This is a genomic window from Sphingobacterium hungaricum, from assembly GCF_015210005.1.
Classification (GTDB): Bacteria; Bacteroidota; Bacteroidia; order Sphingobacteriales; family Sphingobacteriaceae; genus Sphingobacterium; species Sphingobacterium hungaricum.
The window spans coordinates 1,310,269-1,319,352 of record NZ_MU158698.1; the positions used below are offsets into that span (position 1 = coordinate 1,310,269).

The 9,084-nt window shown below is 37.8% G+C and carries 5 protein-coding genes; 3 read left to right on the top strand and 2 right to left on the bottom strand.

Annotation, left to right across the window (positions count from 1 at the left end; translation table 11 throughout):
- Positions 1-58: 58 nt before the first annotated feature.
- Positions 59-940: a lipoyl synthase gene (lipA, locus tag C4F49_RS09030; protein ID WP_196935537.1), complete on the bottom strand. Its 882-nt coding sequence runs from the start codon at positions 938-940 to the stop codon at positions 59-61.
- Between the two features lie 138 nt (positions 941-1,078).
- Between lipA and C4F49_RS09035 the strand changes: the two genes are divergently transcribed.
- Entirely contained in the window at positions 1,079-3,337 is a 2,259-nt protein-coding gene (locus tag C4F49_RS09035; RefSeq protein ID WP_196935538.1) for a glycoside hydrolase family 20 protein, read from the top strand.
- A 71-nt stretch (positions 3,338-3,408) separates the two neighbouring features.
- Here C4F49_RS09035 and C4F49_RS09040 read toward each other — a convergent pair whose 3' ends face one another.
- On the bottom strand, positions 3,409-3,906 hold the full coding sequence (locus C4F49_RS09040) for a hypothetical protein (protein WP_196935539.1): 498 nt from the start codon (positions 3,904-3,906) through the stop codon (positions 3,409-3,411).
- A 320-nt stretch (positions 3,907-4,226) separates the two neighbouring features.
- Between C4F49_RS09040 and C4F49_RS09045 the strand changes: the two genes are divergently transcribed.
- Positions 4,227-5,417, top strand: a complete 1,191-nt coding sequence (locus C4F49_RS09045; RefSeq protein ID WP_196935540.1) for a metallophosphoesterase — start codon at positions 4,227-4,229, stop codon at positions 5,415-5,417.
- 225 nt (positions 5,418-5,642) lie between these two features.
- On the top strand, positions 5,643-8,459 hold the full coding sequence (gene carB / locus C4F49_RS09050; RefSeq protein WP_196935541.1) for a carbamoyl-phosphate synthase large subunit: 2,817 nt from the start codon (positions 5,643-5,645) through the stop codon (positions 8,457-8,459).
- Positions 8,460-9,084: the final 625 nt, after the last annotated feature.

Genomic DNA, 9,084 nt, shown 5'->3' on the forward strand with positions numbered 1-9,084 from the left:
TTCAATATTTTATCGAATAAAAGATTAGCAATAAGCACTCTTTTGGAATCTTTACTTCTTATTGCATATCGAACAAATGTTTTTCAGCATGGTACGAAGAGCGAACCAATGGTCCAGATTCTACGTATTTGAAACCCATTTTCAATCCAATTTCTTTATATTTTTCAAATTGCTGAGGCGTTACCCATTCAACAACCGGATGATGCGCTTTTGTTGGTTGCAGATATTGACCAATAGTCAAAATATGAACACCCACGTTATACAAATCTTGCATGGCTTCAATCACATCTTCTTCAGTTTCTCCAAAACCAAGCATAATCCCAGATTTTGTACGAATTCCAGCTTCAGAAATACGGCGAAGACATTCCAAAGAGCGGTCATATTTCGCTTGGATACGAACCTCTCTTGTCAGACGGCGAACAGTTTCTAAATTATGAGAAACGACTTCAGGACGCACAGCCAAAACGCGGTCTAAATTATCCCATTGACCTTTGAAATCCGGAATAAGAGTTTCCAGCGTGGTTTCAGGACTTTCCCGGCGAATTGCATTGATTGTTTCAGCCCAAATAATAGAACCACCATCTTTTAAATCATCACGGTCAACCGAAGTAATAACACAATGTTTGACCTGCATTAATTTGACTGAATTTGCCACACGATTTGGCTCGTCTAAATCTACAGACAAAGGACGGCCTGTCGCGACAGCACAGAATGAGCATGAACGCGTACAGATATTTCCCAAAATCATAAACGTAGCCGTACCTGCTCCCCAACATTCACCCATGTTCGGACAGTTACCACTTTCACAAATCGTATGTAATTTATGTTCATCAACCAAACCGCGCACATGGCGATATTCTTTTCCGACAGGCAGTTTTACACGTAACCAATCGGGTTTACGCTGCGTTTGATTGGCAGAAATAACAGGAAGTTCAATCATAAGACAAAGTTACACATTATTCATAAATTTATAAGGCTGGAATGTTTTCGGATTATCATAAAATACCGCATTTTATCACATTCGTATGAAAAGCTTTAAGAATATTGTGATATTTGTAAAAAAATTAACCTCTTAAAAATGAAGTTATTTCGTTCATTACTTTCACTCGTCTTGATTTTCTTGATTGGAAATCAATCCATAGCGCAAGATTTGGAGATAAATCTAATTCCAAGACCCAATAAATTTTCTCAGCAAATCGGACAATATACACTCCCTTCCAATGTGGAGGTATTTGTTTCTGAAGAATTTTCTTCTCTTGCGGAATTGCTCTATGAATACCCTTCCATCAATTCATTGAAAGTCGAAGTGGTGAAGAAGTTAAAGAAATCCCAACATTATGGCATCCGCATATTGAAAGCGGAAGAATCAGATAAAGTTGCCAAAAATGGCTATAAGCTTTCGGTTGATGACAAAGGAATTGTATTGATAGCACATGAAGACAAAGTCATGATTAACGCTTTATATACATTCATTCAGTTGGGCTATTTATCAGAAAACCCGAATGTAATCCCAGGAATTTTGATTGAAGACGCACCCCGCTTCGGCTATCGCGGACTTCATCTTGATGTTTCTCGCCACTTTATGCCATTCCCATTTTTGAAGAAATACATCGACTTGATGGCAATCTATAAACTCAATACCTTCCATTGGCATTTGACAGATGGAGCTGGATGGCGTTTAGAAATAAAAAAATATCCTGAACTAACGAATAAAGCAGCTTGGCGTTCACATACAAATTGGCTAGACTGGAAAAACAATGGAGAGCAGTATGTTGAGCCCGGTTCGCCAAATGCAAGCGGCGGGTTTTACACGCAAGAACAAGCTAGAGAATTAGTTAGTTATGCTGTGAGAAAAGGAATCACGATTATTCCTGAAATCGAAATGCCCGGACATTCTGAAGAGGTTTTAGCTGTATATCCCGAATTATCTTGTACTGGAGTTCCATATACTCAAGATGAATTTTGTATCGGAAATGAAAAGACGTTTGAATTTTTAAAGAACGTATTGGATGAGGTCCTAGAAATTTTTCCATCGACTTACATTCACATAGGTGGCGATGAAGCGGATAAATCGCATTGGAAAAGCTGTCCAAAATGTCAGGCACTTAAAGAAAAAGAAGGTTTTAAAACAGAAGACGAATTGCAGAGCTATGCAATTAAACAAATGGATGAATATTTGCAATCCAAAGGTCGCAAGCTGATTGGCTGGGACGAAATATTGCAAGGTGGCCTGACTAAAGGGGCGACGGTGATGAGCTGGCAAGGAGAAGATGGAGGAATCAAAGCAGCAAACATGGGACACGATGTGATTATGACGCCGGGTTCTCACCTTTATTTTGATTATTACCAAACCGACCCTCGTACACAACCCCAAGCGATGAGCGGATTTGTGACGCTGGATAAGGTCTATTCTTACAATCCGATTCCTAAAGAAATTAATGCTGAGAAAGCAAAGCATGTTTTAGGCGCACAAGCAAATGTGTGGACTGAATATATGCCGACCTATCAACACGTCGAATACATGGTTTTTCCAAGGGCATTGGCACTTGCAGAAGTGGTATGGACAAACCAAGAATTAAGAAATTGGCGGGATTTTCAAACACGTCTGCAACAACACTATAAGATTTTACAAAAATTAGATGTCAATTATTACCGTCCTTCATTTCATGTAAAATCCAAAGTAGATTTTAATCCTGCTAAAAAAACGAACAGCATCAACCTGACTTCAGAGCAATTAAATCCAGTAATTCGGTACAGCACGGACGGAACTAATCCTACTAAAAATTCAACGCTATACACGTTGCCGATAGAATTGTCATCAAGCAAAATCGTGAAAGCGGCATCTTTTTTAGATTCAGCGAGAGTGAGTCCAGTTGAAGAAATTGAAATTGATATTCATAAAGGAATTGGAAAAACAGTTCATTACTCTTCAAAATGGGAAAAATATCCTGCTAAAGAAGAACTGACCTTGACCAATGGAGTAAAAGGTACGTTGAGCTATCAAGATGGCGAATGGCAAGGTTTCACAAGCACTTTCGATGTGATGCTTGATTTTGAACGAAGAGAAGAAATCAAATCGATTTCCATGAATTTCATGCAGGTTCCTGGGCCAGGGGTATTCTTTCCCGGCGAATTCACTGTATATCTATCAGACAATGGAAAGAATTTCCGAGAAATTCAAACGATTAAAAACTACGACAACACAACCGACCCGCAATTAAAATTCAAGAAATTTGAAGTGGTTTTAGAAAAACCACAAATGGCGCGTTACGTCAAAGTGGTCGCGACGAATCCGATGAAAGGATTTATGTTTACGGATGAATTAGTAATTTATTAGTTCTATATCGTTCCAAAAAAAAATGGGTTTGCAAAAAATTGCAAACCCCATTTTTTAATTATGCTGTTGTCTTAGAATGTAAAACGTGCACTGATACCGCCGTTAGCATAAAATCCATTGTAACGGTCGAATCCTTCTACTACGTGAATAGTTGGGCGAACATCCGCTGAAAATACAATAGGCGCAGCTTTAAGTTTGTACTCAACACCACCTGTAGGGAAAATACCAGCATTAAAACCTCTGTAATCGTCGTAGTCAGAAAATGTATTTGACAATACTAATCCACCACCTACAAACCATTTAAATCCTTGGATATTTCCAATTGGGAAATGGTGTTGGTAACTACCTGAAAAAGAAACATTGTTTACTCTATTTCCGCTAAATTTATCTGGGTTAAAACCTAAATCAAATTCTAAAGCTCCAGGAGCAGTGATAAATGTTTTGAACGCTACACCGATTACATCATAATGTCCGTTTCCTAAACGCAAACCGATTGAGTTTTTGTAATCTTGAGCAAATGAAGCCGCAACGAAAAATAATGCGACTAGGGTTAAGGTAAGTTTTTTCATGTGAATGATATTTAATAAAATTTTTAAGTGTTATGCTATTGAAAGCAAAAAACATACCATTTCACTAATGCGCATCCACAAAATCACTTTCTGCCTAGAGAAATGATTCGTTTTGCTGATAATTTTTTCTAGTTTTAATTTTTCTCAGCAAAACAATTATTTTCTGATTAATCATGTTTAGTTAGAAACAAGCAAGTTATATTACTAGATAGAAAAAATGTGTGGCGAATTATCTGATAAATATCATGATTTTATCAATCTAAAACTTTTATAATTTTCAATTGTCTATCAGTACAAATTGTATATATTATCAATAAAAAATGGCTAGAATACTCCCAATAATAATCCTCCTTTGGTTTTTTACCGACCTCTATTTTTTTCAAGCTGTATTGACTCTCTCCCCTCCTCCAATTTATTTATGGGCGTATTGGATGTTGGATGGTATCGTAATGGCATTTTTAGCTGGAATCGCATTTTTAAAAATTGGTTCCGAAGCACAGCAACGATTAATTCCATGGCTAATGGGATGCATGCTTTTATTATTTATTCCGCGCTTATTTTCTCTTCCGATATTATTGGTTGAAGACATCACACGTTTATTTCGTGGATTTCCAAGTCGGAATGTCTACGTCAGTGAATTCGTTTTGTTCTTTGCATCCATCTTATTTCTGATTATCCTGTTCGGAATTACCCGGGGAAGGCATTTTTATCGAGTTCGGCGAGAAACCATTTATTTCCCGGATTTGCCAGAAGCATTCGATGGCTTTACAATTACGCAGATTACCGATGTACATTCTGGAAGTTTTACCAATGCAGCCGGTGTGCAAAAAGGATTGGATTTGGTAAATGCACAGAAAAGTGATATTATTCTATTCACGGGAGATTTGGTTAATAACCGCGCCTCAGAAATGGACAGATGGATTCCCGCTTTTTCTAAATTGGCAGCACCGTTAGGAAAATTTTCTATTCTAGGAAATCATGATTATGGCGATTATGTTCAATGGGAAAGTCCAGAAATTAAGCGGGAAAATTTGGCGAGATTAAAGCTGATTCATTCGGAGATTGGTTTTCGCTTGTTATTGGATGAGTCCGTTACCATCACGAAAGATGGACAATCTATTGTTTTGCTTGGCGTGGAGAATTGGGGCGCACGTGGCGGATTTCAGCAATATGGCGACCTCAAGAAGGCGACTTTGGGTGTTCCAGATGATGCGTTCAAAATACTCATGTCACACGACCCATCGCATTGGGAAGGTGTCACATTGCATCATCAGCAAGCCATCCAGCTAACGCTTTCGGGGCATACGCATGGCATGCAGTTTGGCATTGATTTTTTAGGGTTCAAATGGAGCCCTATCCAATACTTTTACAAACAATGGGCTGGTCTTTATGAGAATGCAGGAAAGTATTTATACGTCAATCGCGGTTTCGGATTTTTAGGTTTGAAAGGAAGAATAGGCATGTGGCCTGAAGTCGCGGTGATTACTTTAAAACGCAAACAAAGAAACTAGATTAGTAAACAATTAAATTTAGTACCTCTATTGGTTTTTTAATTATGAATTTTTCCTTTTTAATTAAATCTAATTGCATAATTTACCATATAAAATGCTGATTAGTTAAAATATTTCTATAACTTTGCACTCCGACAAAGCAGTCGGAATTCCACCTCCTTCAAAGGCAATTTCCTTTGCTCTGATCACAAAAAAATGATAATTTAATTTTGAAAGCAAAATAGAATGCCTAGAAACTCTTCCATCAATTCTGTCTTAATTATTGGTTCTGGCCCGATTGTAATTGGTCAAGCCTGCGAATTTGATTATTCCGGTTCTCAAGCGTCTCTTTCCTTAAAAGAAGAAGGCATAAAAGTTTCGATAATCAATTCTAATCCAGCAACCATCATGACTGATAAGGTTGTTGCCGACCATGTCTATTTATTACCCTTAACCTGCGAGAGTATTGAGCAGATTTTGCAAGAGCAAAATATTGATGCCGTGTTGCCAACTATGGGTGGTCAAACAGCATTAAATTTATGTATTGAAGCTTCGGAAAGAGGTTTGTGGGAAAAATACAATGTACAAGTAATTGGAGTAGATGTTGCTGCAATTGAAAAAACGGAAAATCGTGAGGCATTTCGCCAGTTGATGGTGGATATCGGTGTGGGTGTTGCCCCATCAAAAATTGCCAACTCGTTTCTAGAAGGTAAAGAAGCTGCTCAGCAAATCGGATTTCCTCTGGTAATCCGCCCTTCATATACACTTGCTGGTACAGGCGGTGGATTCGTTCACAAAAAAGAAGATTTTGATGTTGCGCTAAACCGTGGCCTTCATGCTTCACCAACCCATGAGGTTTTGGTAGAAAAAGCAGTATTAGGTTGGAAAGAATTTGAGTTAGAATTATTACGTGATACGAATGATAATGTAATCATCATCTGTACAATTGAGAATTTTGACCCAATGGGAATTCATACCGGAGATTCAATAACTGTGGCTCCGGGAATGACTTTAAGTGACAAATGTTTCCAAGACATGCGTAATCAAGCCATCAAAATGATGCGCTCTATTGGTAATTTTGCTGGAGGCTGTAATGTGCAGTTCTCTGTAAATCCTGAAAACGAAGATATCATCGCGATTGAAATCAATCCGCGCGTATCTCGCTCTTCAGCTTTGGCTTCGAAAGCAACTGGTTATCCAATTGCAAAAATCGCTGCTAAATTAGCTATTGGTTATAACCTGGACGAACTTCAAAACCAAATCACGAAAACAACGTCTGCTTATTTTGAGCCGACATTGGATTATGTGATTGTTAAAGTTCCTCGTTTCAATTTCGATAAATTTAAGGGAGCAAATAAGGAACTTGGTTTGCAAATGAAAGCAGTAGGTGAGGTAATGGCTATCGGCCGTACATTTATCGAAGCATTGCAAAAAGCTTGTCAGTCATTAGAAACTAGCCGTTGGGGTTTAGGTGCTGATGGCCGTCAGCTAAGAAACTTAGAAGAAATTATGGATAGCTTGGAGCACCCTAGTGCTGATCGCTTATTCCACATAAAAGATGCTTTCGAATTAGGTGTTCCTTTGGAATCAGTTCGTAAAGTAACGCATATCGACAAATGGTTTTTGGTACAGATTCAAGAGCTTGTTCATTTAGAAACAGAGCTACGCAGATATCAGTTGAATAATATCCCAAGAGACTTCTTTATGACCCTGAAACAAAAAGGGTATTCAGATGCTCAAATATCTTGGTTATTAGGAAATGTGACTGAAGATCAAGTGTACGATCGCCGTAAAGAATTAGGAATCAATCGCGTCTACAAAATGGTGGACACTTGTGCAGCAGAATTCCCGGCTCAAACTCCATACTATTATTCTACATTTGAAGATGAAAATGAATCCATTCCTTCTGACAAGAAAAAAATCGTTGTTTTAGGTTCAGGACCTAATCGCATCGGTCAGGGAATTGAATTTGATTATTCATGTGTACACGGATTATTAGCCGCGAAAGAATGTGGTTACGAATCCATCATGATCAACTGTAATCCAGAAACTGTTTCCACAGATTTCAACATGGCCGACAAATTATATTTCGAGCCGGTATTCTGGGAGCATGTCCGTGAGATCATTGAGCTAGAAAAGCCAGTTGGTGTAATTGTTCAGTTAGGTGGACAGACAGCTTTGAAAATGGCTGAGAAATTAGAACAAATCGGTGTTAAAATTATCGGGACAAGTTTCGAAAACATGGATTTAGCGGAAGACCGCGGCCGTTTCTCTGATTTGTTAAAATCTTTAGATATTCCTTATCCAAAATACGGCGTAGCTGAATCAGCAGAAGAGGCTATCAAAGTTGCTAATGAAGTCGGTTACCCAGTTTTGGTTCGTCCTTCGTATGTGTTGGGTGGACAAGGAATGAGCATTGTGATCAATGATGAAGACTTGGAAAAAGCAGTTGTGAATCTATTGAAAAACCTTCCTGGAAACCGCGTTTTAATTGACCATTTCTTAGACCGTGCCGAAGAAGCAGAATCCGATTCCATCTGTGATGGAGAAGATGTCCATATTATTGGGATGATGGAGCACATTGAACCTGCCGGAATACACTCAGGCGATTCATATGCTGTATTGCCTCCATTTACGCTATCTGAGACCGTTCAAAATAAAATGGAAGAATATTCCATCAAATTAGCAAAGGCATTAAATGTAAGTGGCCTATTGAATATTCAATTCGCAGTTAAGGATGAGAATGTATATGTCATTGAAGCGAATCCAAGAGCTTCTCGTACAGTTCCGTTTATCGCGAAGGCTTACGATGTTCCTTACATCAATATTGCGACTAAGGTGATGTTAGGAGAGAATAAATTAAAAGACTTTAGCATTGAACGCAAGCTGCAAGGATGGGCGATTAAAGAACCTGTATTCTCGTTCTCTAAATTCCCAGAAGTTGATAAGCAATTAGGTCCTGAAATGAAATCTACAGGTGAAGCGATCCGCTTTATCAAAGACTTAAATGATTCATACTTTAGAGATTTAGTCGCTAAGAAATCGATGTTCTTGTCGAAATAATAAAGTTTCAGCTAATAAAGAAAAAGCTCAACCAATAATTTGGTTGAGCTTTTTCTTTGGAATATAAATTGAGCTGCTTAAAATAATAAAGGGAGCCGAGAAGCTCCCTCTAAATCACCTATTTTAAAACAAACTAAACAGTCAAATTGAAATCTAAAAACTTACTTCTTATAGCTTATTTGGTTACGATAAAATCTATTGCGACTTTATAGTGATACAAGTATAAAATATAAAATCAGTATAAAAAAACGAAAACAAAACGCAAACGTTTGTTCAATTTTCAAAAAGTTGCTTTTGGGGTAAAACCTAATCATTAGGAAAGAATTGCGCATGGTTTTGAGCGTACACACATCTTAAATTTCAAATCTTCAAGAAATGGAAGCTTTCTAATTATCGATACGTTAGAAGTCTTTATTTATTGCTTATACGCAAGATACTATTCAGTTGGTAGTTGGCTAATCAAGCATCTTTTGGAACAGCTTGCTTAACAAGATAAGAAATAAAACAAGGCCATCTTTAAATGGAACAATAAACTTTATAAAGTATCCCAAGGATTCCTTGCTCCTTATTCTTTATTCCTTGCTCCCTCCAAAAAACTCTGTTACAGCAAAAAGCCCTTGTCTGT

Bases quoted from the DNA above. Each gene is read 5' to 3' on its own strand.
- C4F49_RS09035 (WP_196935538.1), top strand. From the start codon at position 1,079: ATGAAGTTATTTCGTTCATTACTTTCACTCGTCTTGATTTTCTTGATT.
- C4F49_RS09040 (WP_196935539.1), bottom strand. From the start codon at position 3,906: ATGAAAAAACTTACCTTAACCCTAGTCGCATTATTTTTCGTTGCGGCT.
- carB (WP_196935541.1), top strand. From the start codon at position 5,643: ATGCCTAGAAACTCTTCCATCAATTCTGTCTTAATTATTGGTTCTGGC.
- lipA (WP_196935537.1), bottom strand. From the start codon at position 940: ATGATTGAACTTCCTGTTATTTCTGCCAATCAAACGCAGCGTAAACCC.
- C4F49_RS09045 (WP_196935540.1), top strand. From the start codon at position 4,227: ATGGCTAGAATACTCCCAATAATAATCCTCCTTTGGTTTTTTACCGAC.